This window comes from Xanthomonas sp. NCPPB 2866 (genome assembly GCF_041475745.2).
Taxonomy (GTDB): Bacteria; Pseudomonadota; Gammaproteobacteria; order Xanthomonadales; family Xanthomonadaceae; genus Xanthomonas; species Xanthomonas arboricola.
In genome coordinates, this window is record NZ_CM192975.1 from 981355 (window position 1) to 999213 (window position 17859).

Consider the following 17859-nt stretch of genomic DNA (forward strand, 5'->3'; position numbering starts at 1 on the left):
GAAAACCCCATCGCGCGCCAGCGCGCTCCTACGAGGGCCATCGGCAGGGAGCGCCAGCACACGATGGTTGGTGTTGAAACCGTCGTGCCGGTCGCGATCATCTAATCCTTTTGGGTTAGTCTTCGACGACTTTGCGCTTGAGAGGGTGTGCGTTTCCGATGAACGAGTACCGCAGCAGTCTTGTGTTCGCTACCCCCGATCTTGCCTTGCGCGACGATGTGCGTCGGCTCGGTGCACTGGTCGGTGACCTGCTCGCTGAGCAGGTCTCTGCGGAATTTCTCGATGAGATCGAACGCGTCCGCACCACGGCGATTGCGCGCCGCGAGAGCGATGCCCCGCCGTCGACGCTGAGCGAGCAGCTGGCCGGGCGCGAGCCGCGCGAGGCCGAGTCGCTGGTGCGCGCCTTCAGCACCTATTTTCAGGTGGTCAACATCGCCGAGCGCGTGCACCGCATCCGCCGCCGCCGCGAATACCAGCGCAGCGGCACCGACACGCCGCAGCCGGACGGGTTGCACGATGCCTTGCGCCGGCTCAAGGCGCAGGGCGTGACGCTGGACGAACTCAGCGAGTGGTTGCCGCGGATCGACGTGGAGCCGGTGTTCACCGCGCATCCCACCGAAGCGGTGCGCCGCGCGCTGCTGGAAAAAGAGCAGCTGATGGTCGCCAGCCTGGTCGACAACCTGGACGGCATGCGCACGCCCAACGAGCGCGCCACCGACGCGGCGCGCTTCCGCATGGCCTTGACCGCGTCCTGGCAGACCGCCGACTCCTCGCCGGTGCGCCCCACCGTGGAGGACGAGCGTGAGCATGTGGGCTTCTATCTCACCCAGGTGCTGTATCGCGTGGTCCCGGTGATGTACGAAACTCTCGAACACGCCATTGAAGAAACCTACGGCAGCGTGCCGACCCTGCCGCGGCTGCTGCGCTTCGGCACCTGGGTCGGCGGCGACATGGATGGCAACCCCAACGTGGATGCCGTCACCATCGCCGGCACGCTGGATGCGCAACGGCGTGCGGTGCTGGACCGTTATCAGAAGGAACTCTGGCAACTGGCCAGCCTGCTCAGCCAGTCGACCACGCTGGTGGCGGTGAGCCCGGCGTTGAGCGAGCAACTGCAGCGCTACCGCGCGCTGTTGCCGGAGGACGCCGCACGCTCGCGTCCGCGCCACGGCGACATGCCGTACCGGCTGCTCAACGATCTGATGCGCGCGCGCCTGCAGGCCACGCTGGACGATGCCGAGGGTGCCTACGCCAGCCCGTCCGAGCTGGAACACGACCTGCAATTGATCCTGGACAGCCTGGAGGCCAACAAGGGCCTGCACGCCGGTTGGTTCGCGGTGCGCCGCCTGTTGTGGCGTGTGCGCACCTTCGGCTTCCACCTGGCGCGGCTGGATGTGCGCCAGGAATCGAGCGTGCATGCGCGTGCAGTGGCCGATGCACTCGGCCAGGCGGATTGGGATGAACAGGAGGCCAGGCAGCGCGCTGCATTGCTCGGTCCGTATGCAGCAGGCGAGCAGGCATTGCCGCGCGTGGATGACGAAGGCAATGCGCGGCTGGATGCGGTGTTTGCCGCGCTTGCCGATGCGCGCAGCCGCCACGGCGCCGATGCGCTGGGCAGCTACATCATCTCGATGGCGCACAACCGCGCCGACGTGCTCACCGTGCTGGCGCTGGCGCGCCGTGGCGGCCTGGTCGACGACACCGGCGCAGTGCCGCTGGATATCGTGCCGCTGTTCGAAACCGTGGACGATCTGCGCGGCGGTACCGGCACCGTGCAGGATCTGCTGGCCGACCCGGTCTACCGCCAGCATCTGGCCGCGCGCGGCGATACGCAGATGGTGATGCTCGGGTATTCGGACAGCGGCAAGGACGGCGGCATCACCGCCTCGCGCTGGGGGCTGCAGCGCGCGCAGGTGGAACTGCTCGAAGCCGCCGCCGAGCTGGGCGTGCGGCTGACCTTCTTCCATGGCCGCGGTGGCTCGATCGCACGTGGCGGCGGCAAGACCAGCCGCGCGCTGGATGCCGCACCGCGCGGCAGTGTCGATGGCCGGCTGCGCGTGACCGAGCAGGGCGAGGTGATCCATCGCAAGTACGGCATCCGTGCCCTGGCGCTGCGCTCGCTGGAACAAATGACCGGCGCGGTGCTGCTGTCCAGCCTGCGCCCGCGTGCGCCCGAGCCGCGCGAGGATCGCTGGCGGCCGGTGATGGACCTGGTCGCCGAACGCAGCACCGTGGCGTACCGCGCCTTCGTCGGCGCGCCGGATTTCATGCAGTACTTCCGCCGCGCCACGCCGATCGATGTGATCGAACGCATGACGCTGGGCTCGCGCCCGTCGCGCCGGCTCGGCCAGGACGCGGCCTTGTCCAACCTGCGCGCGATTCCGTGGGTGTTCGCCTGGAGCCAGGCGCGTGCGGTGATCCCGGGCTGGTACGGCGTGGGCAGCGGCCTGCAGGCGGCAGTGGAAGCCGGGCACGAAGACACCTTGCGCGAGATGGCGCAGGACTGGCCGTTCTTCCGCACCTTCCTCGACGACGTGGCGATGGTGCTGTCCAAGGGCGATCTCACCATCGCCGAGCTGTTCTCGCGGCTGTCGGGCGACCTGCACCAGCGGTTCTTCCCGACCATCGGCGCCGAGCTGGCGCTGACCAAGGGCTGGGTGAAGGCATTGACCGGCCAGCAGTCGCTGCTGCAGCACGACCCGCGGCTGGCCTTGTCGATCCGTCTGCGCAACCCCTACATCGACCCGATCAGCGTGCTGCAGGTGGACCTGCTGCAACGCTGGCGTGCCACCGATGGCGAGGACGACGAACTGCTGCGCGCGCTGGTCGCTTGCGTCAACGGCGTCTCGCAAGGCGTGCAGAACACCGGCTGATCCGGTTCGCTGATTGGACCGTCGGATTCGATGGTCCAATCCGATCCGACCGTTGGTCGGAGAGGGCGCGGAATCGACAAGCGGACTCTGGCGTAACCGGACAAATCTGTCCGATAATGCCGCGATGACGACTTCCCGCCCTGATGCCGCGCTGCGCCGCCGGCAGATACTCGATGCCGCCGACGAAGTGTTCAGCGAACACGGCGTCAATGCCCCGCTGGAACTGGTGGTCGAGCGTGCCGGCCTTGGCCGCGCCACGCTGTACCGCAATTTCCCCGACCGGCTAGCGCTGATGACCGCGCTGATGACCCGCGGCCTGGATGGCCTGGAGCGGCTGGCCGCCGATCTGGCCGAGCGCCCGGACGGACTGGCCGTGTTGCTGCACGACGTGGCCGAGCACATCGCCCAGTCCGCGCCGCTGGTGGATTTCTGGCGGTCCATCGAACGCGCGCACCCGGCGGTGGAAACCGCCGACCGGCGCGTGGTGAGCATCTTCCTGCCATTCGTGCATCGCGCCCGCGACGCCGGCCTGTGCCGTGCCGATGTCGACGACGAACAGCTGCTGCTGGTGATCGACATGCTGGGCAGCTGCCTGCGCGGCAATGACGAGTCCGAACGCAAACGCCTCGCCCATCGTTCGGCCGATCTGTTGATGCACGCATTGGGCATGCAGGTGCCGGAAGGCGGCACCCGATGAAATCGGCCACGCGTTCGCGCATCGGGCGCTGGGCGTTGCGGGTGGCGCTGGTGCTGGCCGCGCTCTGGGGCGGGCTGGCGATCTACTTCGCACTGACCGGCAATGCGTTCGTGCGCGCGGCGTGGGTGGGCTCGTGGTGCGCGATGGCAATCGCGGCGTTGTGGGGCCTGCGCCGTGGCCGCGAGAACTGGGCCTTGGTGGGCATCTTCAGTGCGGCATTTGCGGTGCTGGCGGTGTCGTGGTGGATGATGCAGCCCAGCCAGGACCGCGACTGGGCCGACGATGTCGCCCAGCGCCTGCAGCCGGAGGTGCACGGCAACATCGTCACGCTGCACAACGTGCGCAATTTCGACTGGCATAGCGAAACCGACTACCAGCCGCGCTGGGAAACCCGCCAGTACGATCTGGACCGTCTGGTCAGCGCCGATCTGGCGCTGTCGTACTGGATGGGCCCGGCGATCGCGCACACCCTGGTGTCGTTCGGTTTCGACGACGGCTCGCACGTGGTGTTCTCGCTGGAAATCCGCAAGGAGCGCGACGAGTCGTTCTCGGCATTGGGCGGGTTTTTCCGCAGTTTCGAAGAGACCCTGGTAGCCGCCGACGAGCGCGACATCCTGCGCGTGCGCACCAATGTGCGCGGCGAGGACATGTATCTGTATCGGCTGGCGATTCCCAAGGCCGGGCTGCGCCGCATGTTCATGGGCTACGTGGGCCTGGCCAACGACTTGAATCGCGCGCCGGCGTTCTACAACACGCTCACCAGCAACTGCACCACGATCGTGTTTGCGTTGGCGCGGCAATTGCAGCCCACATTGCCGCTGGATCATCGCCTGCTGCTGTCCGGATACGCCGACGAATACGCCTACGATCACGATGGGTTGATGCCCGGCTACGACTTCGCCACACTGAAGCAGCGTGGGCATTTCACCGCACGCGCGATCGCTGCCGACAAGGCGGCCGATTTTTCCGAGCGCATCCGCGCCGGCATGCCGCAGGCACCGGCGCCTGGGGCCACCGCGAGCGCACCCCGGTGACGCCGCGCCTGCGTGGATGTCGTACCGCCGCGGTGCTGGCGGGCATGCTGGCGAGCCTGTGGCTGAGCGGCTGCGCCATGGTCACGGTGCAATCGCACAGCAGCGGCGACTTCATCGCGCGCACGCGTGGCGATGTACTCAGCACTGGCGCGTTGAGCCAGGCCAGCGGCGAGACGGTGCAGGTGGCCGGTCTGCAACCCAAGGCCTGCCGCAGCGACCCGCTGCCCTGCCTGCAGCAACTCGCCACCGTCGCAGGCATCGGCGATGAGCGCCGGCTGGCAACGCAGGCCGAGCTATGGACCGCGCATGCGATTGCGCTGGGCGGGCGCGACCCGACAACCATGAGCGATGCCGCAGTCGACGCCTGGCTGGAGGCCGCGCGGCATGCGTACGCGTATCTGTTTTTCACCGATCGGGCGCCCAGCGCGCGTGCGTTCGAAAATCGCCAGACGCAGGTGCGCGACTACTACAACTACGCCGTGCAGCAGGTGATCGAACGCCTGTTCGCACGCGCGCAGCAGACCGGCCAGAGCGAGCGCGAACCGACCAGCATAGGCCGCTGGCAGGTGGGTATCGACATGTCTGCATATCGGTTGCCGGGCGGCGGCAACACGCCGCGCGCGATCTTCGCCGCCTCGGCATTGCGCTTCGATGGGCTGCGCAGCACGTATCGACGCGACGGCTTCGGCGCCGAACTGGTGGCCGAGGTGGACCCGCAGGTGGTCGGCGACCCTGCCGGACTGGCCTTGCAACAATCTGCTGCCGCTGTCGCGACACCTGAGCGTCCGCTGCCCACCTTCAGCGAGATGCCGTATGCACCGGCAACGCTGCTGCTGCGCTTCGAGGGCGATACGCTGGATGCGGTGCTGCGCGGTCGTGCCGTCACCGTGGTGCCTTACGACCCGTATCGCCAGAACGAAGTGGTACTGCATGGCCAGCGCGTGCCGCTGGCGGCCAACTTCACCGCCGCGTATGGCCTGTGGCTTGCCAGGTCCGGGTTTGCCGCGCAGTCCCTGCGCTCGATGCTGGGCAGCGCGCGCGGCATCGACCGCCCGCATCTGTATCTGATGCAGCCCTACGACCCGAACCGACGCGTGCTGCTGATGCTGCATGGCCTTGCCAGCAGCCCGGAAGCCTGGGTCAATGTCGCCAACGAAGTGATGGGCGATGAAGCGCTGCGCCAGCGCTACCAGATCTGGCAGGTGTACTACCCCACCAATGCGCCGGTGGCGGTCAACCGCGCCGAAATCCAGGCCCTGGTGGAGCGCAGCCTGCAGCACTTCGATCCGTCCGGCACGGCGATCGCATCGCACGACATGGTGTTGATCGGCCACAGCATGGGCGGGGTGATCGGGCGCCTGCTGGTGTCTTCGTCGGGCGAGCGCCTGTGGAATTCGCTGCTGGAAGACTACCGGCTGGACGGCGAGCGCGGCGCACGCATCCGCGCGAAGTTGTCGCCGTTGCTGCATTTTTCGCCAATGCCGCAGGTCGACCGCGCCATCTTCATCGCCGCGCCGCATCGCGGCACGCCCTTGGCCGAAGGTGGTCTCGGGCGTTTTGTCGGCCGCCTGGTGCGTTTGCCGATCACCTTGCTGGATCGCTTCGGCGATGTGTTTCAGGACCTGGCCAGCAGCGAGCGTGGCGGCCAGGGCGACGACCCGCGACGCAAGCGGCGCCTGCTGCCGCCGACCAGCATCGACAACCTGCGCGATACCGACCCGTTCGTGCGCGCCAGCATGGACCTGCCGATCTCCCCGCAGGTGCATTACCACACCATCGTCGGACGCGAAAAACCGCAGGTGCCGCTGGCCGATTCCGACGATGGCCTGGTGCCGTATCGCAGCGCGCATCTGGACGGTGCCGAGTCGGAGCTGGTGGTGACCTCCTGGCATAGCGTGCAGGAAACCCCGCAGGCGATTCTGGAGATTCGCCGCATCCTGCACGAGCAGCTGCAAGCCGAAGCGGCAGACACAAACCAGGCGCAGGCCGCGCGTCCGGCTGCGACGCCTGCGACGTTCTGAGTGCGCTGCACCCTCGCTGGAAGGTGTGGCTACTAGTCACGCACCGCGGGGTGTGGAGTTTGCCCGCTGCCAATGCGCACCATTGTCCGGTACGCGTCCCGGCGTTGCGATCGCTCACGCCTGGGCCGGCAAACCTGGGCAACACGCGGTCATCCGGTGGGTGCGGACGACGCGCAGGAGGCGGAGTGCACGAGCAAGCCGATCCCGGCACCGACCGCACTGCCTGACGGTCGCGCAGTCGTTGCGTTGGCCGCGTTTAGCGCGTTGTTTACCTGGCCCGTGCTATCAGGCGGTTCTCGAACACGCTCGAACCAGGGAAGACGCAATGCGCAAGACGCTGTCGGCAGTGATCTGGGTGCCCTTGCTGCTGGCCGGTTGCGGCCGCGGCGAAGGTCAACGCGAGGCGGCCGACCCTGTGGGTGCCACGCCGCCGGCAGCGCAGACCGCAGCGCCTCCATCTGCATCGCCACCGGTCGCTGATGAAGCGGTGCCCGAGTTCCCGGCCATCCCGTCGATTGTGGTGCCGGAGATTGCTGGCGTCACCCCGGCGCAGCGCGCACTGGAGGCCTCGCTGCAGGACATTCTCGACCCGATCGAAGGCGTCAGCGTGACGCCGGCACGCTGCGGCGATGGCGGCAGCTTGATCAACGACGCCGGCATCACCAGTGTCGATGCCAACGGCAATCTGCTGCGCAACGGCGACGGCGGGCTGTTCGACCTCAAGGCCGATGGCAGCGGTACCGCCAACTTCGACGGCGGCCTGATCCGCGTCAATGCCGACGGCAGCGGCACCATCAACGCCAGCGGCGCCGGTGGCGACGACGCGATCATCCAGGTCCAGGCCAGCGGCGCCGGTACCTACAACGGCCCGGCCGGCCTGATCAGTCTGGATGGCAAGGGGGCGGGAACCTGGAACAGCGACAAGAGCGGTTTGGTCGACAACCACGGCGATGGCAGCGGCACCTGGAACGGCCCGCGCGGTCTGATCACCATCAACGCCGACGGCTCGGGAACCTGGAACGGCCCGGACGTGCTGGTGCAGAACCGCGGCAATGGCACCGGCACCGTTGGTACCCCGCCGCGCGAAGTGCGCATGCCGCCGCTGCCGAAGGTGCCGCCGGCCGGGCGCTTTCCGCTGCTGCAGAAGTTCGCACTTCCCGGCGCACCGTGCGGCTATCTGATCACCTTGAACGAGCGCATCCTGTTCGACTTCGACAAGGCCGAAATCCGCCCCGACGCCGCGCGCGTGCTCGACGTGCTGGCGGCCGCACTCGGCAAGGTCAGCGCCAAGGACATGGAGGTTCGCGGGCATACCGATGCCAAGGGCAGCGACGCCTATAACCAGGCGCTGTCCGAGCGCCGCGCCGAGGCGGTGCTGGCCGCATTACGCACCCGCGGTGCCGCGCAGTCGGCCGGCGCAAAAGGCTATGGCGAATCGCAACCGGTGGCACCCAATACGCTGGATGGGCAGGACAACCCCGGCGGGCGACAACTCAACCGACGCGTGGAAATCTTCCTGCGCACCTGAGTGGGCCGATCTGCACGCATACAGTCGCATGCAGGCGCAGGAGCACGACGGTCCCGGATAGCTGGCGCGCCGCGCAGGCGTGTGTCGATGGACGGATGCCGGTCCACCTCATGTCAGCGCGGCGCGGCCTCGCGCAGTGCGTCCTGATGGTCGGTGCGCGGGGGATCTGCTCAAAGCGGCGCACCATGCGGTGAGTTGCAGGTGGAAAAGACTGATGCCGCACTTAGAGCGGCCAACACATCGACTGAGCCGCCGTCAGGTGAGGCGCTGCCGGTGCTAGGAAGCGGCACGGACCACTCGTACATTTCAATTCTGGGCGCGCGTCCGCTCCCACCTGACGACCGCCAGCTTTCATGTGTTGGCCGCTCTGGTACCGCAACCGTTCGGCTGCTGCCGAGCATTTATCGCCGCGTGGTGGCTACCCGGACATGTTGGATAAGTTCCGCCAGGTGTCGTCTGCCTTGCACATTGGCCCGGTAAATTCCGCGATGACCAACGGGATGACCGACAGGTATGGGTTTCAGGCAAGCGAAGAAAACGGGGCAGGGTGGTGAACAGACGCCCGCAGGCGATGACGGCAACGACGCGATGGGGATCGCGTCGTTGCCGTCGTGCGGGATCAATGCGCCGTTGCACGCAGGCGTCAGGCAACGTTCGACGACAGCACTGCGGCTACGATGGCGGATGCCGGCACTCGCACTCGGCGCGCTGCTGCTGATCGGCTGCACGCCGCGTCCGTCCGGGCCGCCCGCAATCGCGCAGACCGCGCAACTGGAACGCGTGGTGGCTGTCTTCCGGCACGGCGTGCGCGCACCGCTGCAGGGCGAAGCCGCCGCAGCGCACTATGCCGATGCGCCGTGGCCGCAATGGTCCACACCGGCCAGCCTGCTGACGCCGCACGGGCGCATCGGCGTGCAGTTGAGCGGTGACTATCTGCGTCAATGGCTGGCGCAGCAGGGCGTGTTGCCGCGTAGCGGCTGCCCGGCAGCAGGCAGCGTCTCGGTCTGGGCCAATACCGATCAGCGCACCATCGACAGCGGCGCTTTGCTGGCCGAGGCGCTGGCACCGGGGTGCGGGATCGTCGCCGGACATCGCCCGGCCGGCAGCAACGATCCGTTGTTCCGCCCGATCGAAGCCGGCGCGGTGCCGTTCGATGGCACGGCGGCGGTTGCGGCGATCGAAAGGCAAACCGGTGGCCCCGCCGCATTGCTGCGAGGGCACGCAGCCGAGTTGCAGGCAATGCAGCAGATCCTGGGTTGCACGCGCACCCCCTGCGACTTCGCGCAGATGCCGTCCACGCTGGCACCGTCGGCCAACGGGCGCGGCCTGGCCCTGGGTGGGCCGATCGACCTGACCTCCGGCACCGGCGAGGTATTGCTGCTGCAATACGCCGAAGGCCTGCCGCTGTCGCAGGTCGGCTGGGGCCGCGCCACACCCGAGCGGCTGGCGCAGGTCTCGCGCCTGCACGCCTTGTTGTTCGACATCTACGCGCGCCCGCATTACATGGCCTCACGTTCGGGCGCACCGCTGGCGCGCGAAGTGCTGCAGCGCTTCGGCGATATGCAGGCGCCAAAGGTCTCGGTCTTCGTTGGCAGCGATACGCATATCGCTGCCTTGAGCGGTTTGCTGGGCGTGCACTTTCATCTCCCCGGCTACGGTGCCGACGATCCGCCGCCGGGCGGCGCGTTGCTGCTGGAGCTATGGCGCGAACCGAATGGGCAGCAGGTGGTGCATGCGCGGTATCTTGCGCAATCGCTGGATCAACTGCGGACGCTGGCGCCATTGGATCTAGCGCACCCGCCGTTGCAGCAGGAACTGGCCTTGGGTCTATGCACGGACGAGCAACGGATGGCGTGTCAGTTGAAGGCGTTCGCTCAGGCGTTGGAGCAACAGTTGCAACGTGAGCCTTGAACGCAATGCCGGGGCTTCGATGTGCAGGCACCTTCAGCTCGTCGAAGCATCCGCATGGAACCGATGGAACAAGATCCAGGCCACGACCAGTCAACCGAAGGCCGCTTTTCTCTCAGTTGCCGACAACGATCGGTGGTGCTTGCGCGGGTGCCGGCGTGGGACCTTGAGCGGCATGGATGCCGCGCCAGAGCCTACATGGACGTACTTGCGGCGTGTCCCACACCGGTACGCGCGCAAGCGCCCGCAGCAAACCGAAGCAGATGCATGAAACGCAGGGTGTCGTGCGCAAGATCGATCGGTGTACGGAGTCGGCCGGCAGCGCGGCGGCGCACCCGGTGTCGGGACACGCCGTAAATCCGTCCCTGGAGGCTCGGTGGCGGCATCCATGCCGCCACACGGTCCCGCGCTCCCAGTATTGCCACTGCTGATCGGCAGACACTACGCGTGCAAGCGCCTTCAGTGGCCGAAGCCCTCAGTAACAAAGCATCAGTGACCGGAGCATTCGCACAACCCCACTAGACGTCCAACACGGAGATTCGTCGCCACGCGGTGGCCGCATCAAAAAACCGGACACGCATTGAATCCATCCGTGGAACTCCGTTGGAAACATCCATTCCGCCAAAACGCACATGGGCCGCATCAGCGGCCCATGTGCAATTCACTATATTCGCTCCCGCAGGAGCAGCTGGCTTACTTCAGCTTGGCGTCGGCGCGCAGGGCATCGGCACGGTCGGTCTTTTCCCACGAGAACGCGGTGGCGGTGTGCTGCGCGCCGGTTGCGTCGGTGTAGGAGAAGTCCTTCGGCTTGCGGCCGAAGTGACCGTAGGACGCGGTCTGCTGATACATCGGGTGGATCAGGTCGAGCATCTGGATGATGCCGAACGGACGCAGGTCGAAATGCTTGCGGATCAGCTTTTCGATCTGCTCGTCGGCGATCTTGCCGGTGCCGAAGGTGGTGACCGAAATCGAGGTCGGCTCGGCCACGCCGATGGCGTAGGAGACCTGCACTTCGCAACGGTCGGCCAGGCCGGCAGCCACCACGTTCTTGGCCACATAGCGCGCGGCGTAGGCTGCCGAGCGATCGACCTTGGACGGATCCTTGCCGGAGAACGCACCGCCACCGTGACGCGCCCAGCCGCCGTAGGTGTCGACGATGATCTTGCGACCGGTCAGTCCGCAATCGCCCACCGGCCCGCCGATCACGAACTTGCCGGTCGGGTTGATGTGGAACTTGGTGCCCTTGTGCAGCCACTTGGCCGGCAGCACCGGCTTGAGGATTTCCTCGCGCACGGCCTCGACCAGATCCTTCTGCTTGATGCCCGGATCGTGCTGGGTCGACAGCACCACCGCGTCGATCGCGGTCGCAACGCCGTCTTCGTAGCGCAGGGTGACCTGCGACTTGGCGTCCGGACGCAGCCACGACAGCGCCGAGTTCTTCTTCTTGCGGATCTTGGCCTGCTGCTCGACCAGGCGGTGCGCCAGATGGATCGCGGCCGGCATGTGGCTGTCGGTCTCGTTGGTCGCGTAGCCGAACATCAGGCCCTGGTCGCCGGCGCCCTGCTGTTCCGGGTTCTTGCGATCCACGCCCTGGTTGATGTCCGGCGACTGCTTGCCGATCAGGTTGAGCACGCCACAGGTCTCGCCGTCGAAGCCGACGTCGGAGCTGTTGTAGCCGATGTCCAGAATGACCTTGCGGGTCAGCGCTTCCAGGTCGATCCAGGCACTGGTGGTCACTTCGCCGGCAACGATCGCCACGCCCGTCTTGACCATCGTCTCGCACGCCACGCGGGCGCGCTTGTCCTGGGCCAGGATGGCATCCAGCACTGCGTCGGAGATCTGGTCGGCGATCTTGTCCGGATGGCCTTCGGAGACCGATTCGGAGGTGAACAGGTAGCTGGACATCAGGCTTATATCCCTTGATTCGGATGAAAAGATGGGTGCGGATGATACACCGTCCGACAACCCTGTGCATTGTGCGCCTGAACAGCCCGCTGTGGCGTTAAACCCGTGTCGTGGCGGGGGTTTGCACGGTCATCCGGGTGTCGTCAGCTTGCCATGCAGCGGTCGTACTGACCGGTCAGCATGCGCGCGTGCCTGGCGGCATGGCTGCGTGCAGCCACGGCGCTGGAGGGGAATGAGCCATATCGTCGGACAGCGTGCCGGGGCGAGGGGCGCATGGCTGCCATGGCGACCACGATCCGGGATGCGCGCGTCCGATTGCAGTGCTACGCCGCGGCTTGCTGCGGGGCGCATCTGTGTCAGCGCGCTGCCGATGCCCGCGGGCGGCGCACGCAGCCTGCCTGCGCAGCGCCCGATCGCGGCCGACATTTTTTGCCCTGGAGATGTCCGCATGCACGTGTCCACATTGCACCCTCCCGTCCGCGCCCTGTTCCTGTCCGACCTGCACCTGGGCTCGCGGCACTGCCATGCTGCCGAGATCGCCGCGTTCATCGGCCGCCAGCGTTGCCAGACCCTGTATCTGGTCGGCGACATCATCGACCTGTGGTGGATGTCGCAGCGGCGCGCGGTCTGGGATGCGGCGCATCAGCAGGTGATCGTCGCCCTGCATGCGCAGGCCAGGCGCGGCACCGAGATCATCTACGTGCCCGGCAACCACGACCGTGCCATCCGCCGCTTCTGTGGTCTGGTAATGCCGGCCATGCAGGTGCGCCGACGCAGCGTCCACACCTTGCTGGACGGGCGCCGGCTGCTGGTCACCCACGGCGACGATTACGACGCGCAAACCCATTTCGGCGGCTTGCAGGAACGATTTGGCGACTGGCTCTATTACCGCATCCTCACCGGCAATCAGCTGACCAATCGTCTGCGGCGGCGCCTGGGCATGCGCTACTGGTCGCTGGCCGAGTTTCTCAAGCGCCGCAGCGGTGCGGCCGAGCGCTACATCGGCCGCTTCGTGGCGGCCGGCCTGGCCGATGTGGTGCGTCGCGATCTGGACGGCATCGTCTGTGGGCACATCCATCGCGCCGCACTGCGCATGCAGGCCGGCCATGTCTACGCCAACACCGGCGACTGGGTGGAGAGCCTGACGGCGCTGCGCGAGACACAGTCCGGCGCACTGCAACTGGTCAACCATCACGGCGACGTGCTGGCCGAGCTGGCGCCGCAACCTCATGCCGCGCAGCAGCGCGCGGCGTGAGGTTGACCAGGCGCAGCAGCTGCCGGCAGACCGCAGCTGCCGGTATGTGCCATCGGACGTGCGCGGCGTGCAGCGTTCGCTGTCCTGGTGCAAGGACTGCGGACGGCGGCTGCAGCGCCGTTTTCGACCGCGAGCCGCAGCGCGATGCGAGCACTGCGGCTGCTGGCTGACTGCCGGCCGGCCGGAACGCACGTGATGGCACTGGACGATGCCCGTCCTGCTAGCATCGGCCGATGGATTCATTGACCCAGATCGTTCTTGGTGGCGCCGTCGCTGCCGCCATCGCACCGGCCGGACAGCGCCGTGCAGCCCTGTTGGCCGGCGCCGCCCTGGGCACCTTGCCCGATCTCGATGCGCTGGTATTGCTGCCGCTGACCGACGATCCGGTCACGCTGATGACGGTGCATCGCAGCGCCAGCCATTCGTTGTTCGTGCTGCCGTTGCTGGGCTGGCTGATCTGGTGGCTGTTTCGCCGTTACGGCAATGGGCGCGTGGCCGCTGCGCCCAAGCGCTGGTTCTGGGCGATCCAGCTGGCGTTGATCACGCATCCGCTGCTGGATGCCTTCACCGTCTACGGGACCCAGCTGTGGTGGCCGCTGCAGCCGCATCCGGCAATGTGGTCGAGCGTCTTCATCATCGACCCGGCCTACACGCTATGGCTGTTGCTGGCCTGCGCGGTGGCATGGTTTGCGCGCGCGCGGCCGCTCGCGCAGCACGCGCTGGTGATCGGGCTGGCGCTCAGCTCCGCCTACCTGGGCTGGTCGTTGCTGGCCAAGCACCTGGTCGACCAGGAAGCAGACCGTGCGCTGGCCGCGCTCGGCTTGAAGGATGCGCCGCGCTTCTCGGTGCCGATGCCGCTCAACACCTTGCTGTGGCGCGTGGTGGCGATGACGCCCAACGGTTATGTGATCGGCGAACGCTCGCTGGTGGCCGACAAGGGCCCGATGCAGTTTCGCGGCTATTCCAGCAACACCCAGGCCCTGGGCGAGGTGGCCGGTTTCGACGCGGTGCGCCGGTTGACCTGGTTCAATCGCGGCTTCATGCGCGCACGCCTGGTCGACGACGAGCTGATGCTCAGCGACCTGCGCATGGGTCTGGAGCCGGACTACAACTTCAACTTCGTGGTGGCCCACCGTCAAGACGGGCAGTGGCAACCGATTACGCCCCGGCAGATCCAGGCCGCCTACCGCGCGCCGGTGGCGCGCGATCAAATTGGTGAGGTACTGGCGCAGATGTGGCGCCGTATCTGGCACGAGCCCACCGGCACGGTACTGACCGGCGACCTGGAACATGCCACCACGCCTGCTCCGGCAGCTCGGTAGGCCTGCTTGGCGGTGGCGCTCGGCAACGCGGACGTAGTAAGCCCGAGCAGCCCGCCGGCTCAATACACCGTCGCGCGCGCCTGCACGAACGAGTAGAAGAACACCGCGTTCGGGTCGCTGTGCACCTGCGCCAGTTCGCGGCGCATGCCATCCACGGTGTCTGCGTTCACCGCACCGGCCTCGCGCAACTGGTCGGCCGCCGACAGCAGCACTTCTTCCCAGAACCCGATCATGGTCTTGCGCCGGCCCGGCTCGCGGTTGTCCAGATGCAGCGTCTTGATCTCGGTGTGCACATCGCGAAAGCCGCCGGCCAGCAGCAGGTTGCCCAGCTTGGCGCCGACGAACGGGTCGCCGCCCTGGTCGTGCTGGAAATCGTTGAAGGCCATCCAGTAGCGCCACAGATTGGGCGAATACGGATGCAGCAGGAACGAGGCGTTCATCACCTCGGTGACATACACCGGCGAGCCCGGCAGCAGCACACGCCGCACCTCGTTGAGCACGCGCGCAGGCGAGGGCACATGCTCGAGCACCCAGCACAGGAACGCCGCATCGAACTGACGCGCCTCGAACGGCAGATCGCTGGCATCGGCCTGCTGTAGCGTGTAGCGCTCGCGGCACCATGCCAGCCGTTCCAGATTGGCGCGTGCCGCGCCCAACTGCGCCTCGCTCAGGTCCACGCCGGTGACATGCAGGTCGGGAAAGCGGCGCAGCAGGATTTCGGTCTGCGCGCCCACGCCGCTGCCCACTTCCAGCAGCCGGCGTGCGCCGCTGTAGTCGATCTGGTTGAACAGCGTGGCTTCCAGCAGGCGCGCCTGTTTGAGCAGGCGTGCCTGTTCGGTGGACGAAAACCCATGCAGATAGGTCGGGGTGTCGCTTGGTGCGGTCATGGCTGCAGCTCCAACAACGCAGGAAAACTCAGGCGGCAACCGACAGCGCTGGCGGCACACCGGCGATCAAGGCGTCGAAATACGCGCGGGTCAGTTCCAGCTGCGCTTCCGGCGTTTCGGCGCGATTGACCACTGCACGGAAGTCGGCGCTCTGCGGGTGATCCTTGGCGTACCAGCCCAGATGCTTGCGCGCGATGCGCACGCCCTGCGGCTGCCCGTAGAACGCATGCAGTGCTTCCAGATGGCCGAGCAGGGTGTCGCGCACGAACGCCAACGACGGCGGCGGCAACAGCTCGCCGGTGGACAGATAATGCGCCACCTCGCCGAAGATCCACGGGCGCCCCTGCGCGGCACGCCCGATCATCACCGCATCCACGCCGGTCTCGCGCAGCACCTGCGCCGCCTTCTGCGGCGAGTCGATATCGCCATTGGCGATCACCGGAATCTGCAGCGCCGCCTTGATCTGCGCAATCGTGGCGTACTCGGCAGTGCCGGTGTAATGCTGATCGCGGGTGCGCCCGTGCACGGCCAGCGCGGCGATCCCGCAATCCTGCGCGATGCGCGCGATGGTCGGGCCGTTGCGGTGATCGCAGTCCCATCCGGTGCGGATCTTCAGGGTCACCGGCACATCCACCGCCTGCACCACCGCGCTGAGGATGCGTGCCACCAGGTCTTCGTCGCGCATCAGCGCCGAGCCGGCCCAGGCGTTGCAGACCTTCTTGGCCGGGCAGCCCATGTTGATGTCGATCAGCTGCGCACCGTGGTCGACGTTGTAGCGCGCCGCCTCGGCCAGTTGCTGCGGCTCGGTGCCGGCAATCTGCACGCTGACCGGATCCGGCTCGCCGGCATGATCCATGCGGTGCAGCGATTTGCGCGTGCCCCAGAAGCGCGGGTCGGAGATGGTCATCTCCGACACCGCCAGCCCGGCGCCCAGCCGCTTGCACAGCAGCCGGAACGGCTTGTCGGTGACGCCGGCCATCGGGGCCAGGATCACTTTCGGGTCGATGGAGTAGGGGCCGATCTGCATGGTGGCATTGTAGCTGGGTGGGGATTCGGGATTCGGGATTCGGGATTCGGGAATCGGGATTCGGGAATCGGGAGAGCGTTTTCGGCCTTCGGTCTTGCGGGGTTCGGGAGAGGGGCTTCTATTCCTTCTCCCGTCGGGAGAAGGTGTCGCGTCAGCGCCGGATGAGTGTACGAGTGCCCGACGCGGCATCACGCCAGGTCCTGCCGCCCAGACTGCTATCCGATGAAGAAGATCGAAGCTCCGGCGCAGCGGGTCTGGCGGCGTCCGTCGATGGACAGGCCTCGACATGCCGTTCGCGGATCGAAGCAGTCCCATGGGATGCCGACTCCCTGAACGTAAAAGGCGACCGCATCGCTGCGGTCGCCTTCGTTGTTTGCTTGAAGCGTGCGGATCACACGGCCGGTTCGGGCACCATGCGCGGCATCGAGGTGGCGGCGCCTTCCACTTCGGTGGAGCGCGCGGCGTAGCGGGTGGCAAAACGCACGTGGGTGATGAAGCTGGCAGTGGGCGCCTGTGCCAGCGAGGCCACCAGCGCGCCGTTGAAGGCGTCGCCGGCGCCGGTGGTGTCCACCGTCTGCGCGCTTTCCGCGCCCACGCGGTAATGCGCGGCCGTGTCGCCGCGCAGCTGCTCTTCCGCATGCGAGATGAAGGCGCCCACCGATCCCAGCGTCACCACCACGGTACCGCCCGGCAGCAGCTTGCGGCACAGCGAATGCAGCGTGTTGCCGTCCAGCGCCGCCACATCGTCGGCATTGATGCGTTCGCCCACATGGCGGCCGAGCAGGGCCGCAAATTCGGTTTCGTTGGGCGTCAGCACATCCGACAGCTTGAGCAGGCTGATCGAGGTCGGCGCGTTGGCCGGTGCGGCGTTGAGCACGGTCAGCACGCCGCATTCGCGTGCCAGCGCCAGCGCCGATTCGATGGTCTCCGCCGGCGATTCCAGCTGCGCCAGCAACACGCCGGACGAGGCCACCAACGCGCGCTGGTTGTCCACAAACGCTGCGCTCAGCACCGAGTTGGCACCGGCGCCGATCACGATGGTGTTGCGGCCGTGCGCGTCGACATAGATACCGCCGGTGCCGGTCGGCTCATTGCTGGGCTCGGCGATCAACGCAAAGCCGTCGTGCGCAGCCAGCGAGCGCGCCAGCGCGCCGCCGGCATCGTCGCCCAGCGCGCACAGGAAGTGCGTCCTGGCGCCGGCACGTGCGGCCGCGACCGCCTGGTTGAAGCCCTTGCCACCCGGGCCGGTGCTGTAGCGACCGGCGATGGTGGCACCCGGCGCAGGCAGGACATCACAGCGCCACACGTGATCGACATTGAAGGACCCGACAACGACGACCGAACTCATAAATACCCTTGACTTGAATGACTGAATGAAACGTGGCGTGCGGCGATTAGACCG

At 67.1% G+C, this 17859-nt stretch carries 12 protein-coding genes; 8 read left to right on the plus strand and 4 right to left on the minus strand.

The annotated features are described in order from the left end of the window. The first annotated feature begins 158 nt into the window (after positions 1–158). The 6 genes from ppc (at position 159) to ACCQ04_RS04145 (ending at position 10064) form a co-directional block, all read left to right on the plus strand. Complete coding sequence (gene ppc, locus ACCQ04_RS04120) at positions 159–2873, plus strand: phosphoenolpyruvate carboxylase (RefSeq protein WP_226426794.1); 2715 nt, start codon at positions 159–161, stop codon at positions 2871–2873. 124 nt (positions 2874–2997) lie between these two features. Beyond that, positions 2998–3570, plus strand: coding sequence for a TetR/AcrR family transcriptional regulator (locus ACCQ04_RS04125; protein ID WP_016902213.1), 573 nt, complete (start codon positions 2998–3000; stop codon positions 3568–3570). After that, entirely contained in the window at positions 3567–4604 is a 1038-nt protein-coding gene (locus ACCQ04_RS04130) for a DUF4105 domain-containing protein (RefSeq protein WP_054591390.1), read from the plus strand. The genes ACCQ04_RS04125 and ACCQ04_RS04130 overlap by 4 nt, the downstream gene beginning before the upstream one ends. 44 nt (positions 4605–4648) lie before the next feature. Beyond that, positions 4649–6625 carry an esterase/lipase family protein gene (locus ACCQ04_RS04135; protein ID WP_255618449.1) on the plus strand — a complete coding sequence of 659 codons (1977 nt, stop codon included), beginning with the start codon at positions 4649–4651 and terminating at the stop codon, positions 6623–6625. A gap of 325 nt (positions 6626–6950) precedes the next feature. Further along, entirely contained in the window at positions 6951–8153 is a 1203-nt protein-coding gene (locus tag ACCQ04_RS04140) for an OmpA family protein (RefSeq protein ID WP_345778018.1), read from the plus strand. A 684-nt stretch (positions 8154–8837) separates the two neighbouring features. Then, positions 8838–10064, plus strand: coding sequence for a histidine-type phosphatase (locus tag ACCQ04_RS04145; protein ID WP_226426792.1), 1227 nt, complete (start codon positions 8838–8840; stop codon positions 10062–10064). A gap of 690 nt (positions 10065–10754) precedes the next feature. On the opposite strand, the gene metK is transcribed toward ACCQ04_RS04145, so the two are convergent. After that, positions 10755–11966, minus strand: a complete 1212-nt coding sequence (gene metK, locus ACCQ04_RS04150) for a methionine adenosyltransferase (RefSeq protein ID WP_024938312.1) — start codon at positions 11964–11966, stop codon at positions 10755–10757. 448 nt (positions 11967–12414) lie between these two features. Between metK and ACCQ04_RS04155 the strand changes: the two genes are divergently transcribed. Both ACCQ04_RS04155 and ACCQ04_RS04160 read left to right on the plus strand, forming a co-directional pair. Further along, positions 12415–13221: a UDP-2,3-diacylglucosamine diphosphatase gene (locus ACCQ04_RS04155; RefSeq protein ID WP_226426791.1), complete on the plus strand. Its 807-nt coding sequence runs from the start codon at positions 12415–12417 to the stop codon at positions 13219–13221. A 233-nt stretch (positions 13222–13454) separates the two neighbouring features. Continuing rightward, a complete protein-coding gene (locus ACCQ04_RS04160) occupies positions 13455–14543 on the plus strand; it encodes a metal-dependent hydrolase (RefSeq protein WP_167763043.1) in 1089 nt (362 codons plus the stop codon). Between the two features lie 59 nt (positions 14544–14602). Here ACCQ04_RS04160 and ACCQ04_RS04165 read toward each other — a convergent pair whose 3' ends face one another. The 3 genes from ACCQ04_RS04165 to ACCQ04_RS04175 all read right to left on the minus strand — a co-directional run bounded on the left by ACCQ04_RS04165 (position 14603) and on the right by ACCQ04_RS04175 (position 17805). Then, a complete protein-coding gene (locus tag ACCQ04_RS04165; protein ID WP_024938309.1) occupies positions 14603–15430 on the minus strand; it encodes a class I SAM-dependent methyltransferase in 828 nt (275 codons plus the stop codon). A gap of 28 nt (positions 15431–15458) precedes the next feature. Then, complete coding sequence (gene dusB / locus ACCQ04_RS04170; protein WP_016903835.1) at positions 15459–16457, minus strand: tRNA dihydrouridine synthase DusB; 999 nt, start codon at positions 16455–16457, stop codon at positions 15459–15461. A 391-nt stretch (positions 16458–16848) separates the two neighbouring features. Beyond that, positions 16849–17805 carry a ribokinase gene (locus ACCQ04_RS04175; protein ID WP_039523617.1) on the minus strand — a complete coding sequence of 319 codons (957 nt, stop codon included), beginning with the start codon at positions 17803–17805 and terminating at the stop codon, positions 16849–16851. Positions 17806–17859 lie beyond the last annotated feature (54 nt).